This window comes from Mycobacterium sp. IDUB_19 (genome assembly GCF_055419445.1).
This window is the reverse complement of record NZ_JBVAXR010000212.1, coordinates 1-289: the sequence shown is the minus strand read 5'-3', so window position 1 is coordinate 289 and position 289 is coordinate 1. Positions and strand designations below refer to the sequence as shown.

Genomic DNA, 289 nt, shown 5'->3' with positions numbered 1-289 from the left:
CCAATGCGGCCCACTCGCGGGCGCCGAAGTACTTCCAATAGCGCTCGACCACTTGGCTTGCCGCGTTTTCCAGTCGCCCCGCCTGTGGATGCAGTTCATCAAACCGCGCGAGCGCGGTGTCGAGGTTTGCTTCGTCGAAGATTTCGCAGCGGTTGCACAAATCGCCTTCGACCGTGAAGAGCGTGATCTGCCGCCACTCAGCTTCAAAGTCGTCTTGCGAGGTCCCGCGCGACGCGTGCGTAACGACCACTCCGACGTCGTCTAGCCGATGTACAGACTCGATGAACAT

Annotated in this window: 1 protein-coding gene; it reads right to left on the bottom strand. The window is 60.2% G+C overall.

Annotation, left to right across the window (positions count from 1 at the left end; genetic code table 11):
- Window positions 1-250 (bottom strand): hypothetical protein (locus ACZY0B_RS27990; RefSeq protein ID WP_463767458.1); only part of this gene is annotated, 250 nt, incomplete at its 3' end.
- Window positions 251-289 lie beyond the last annotated feature (39 nt).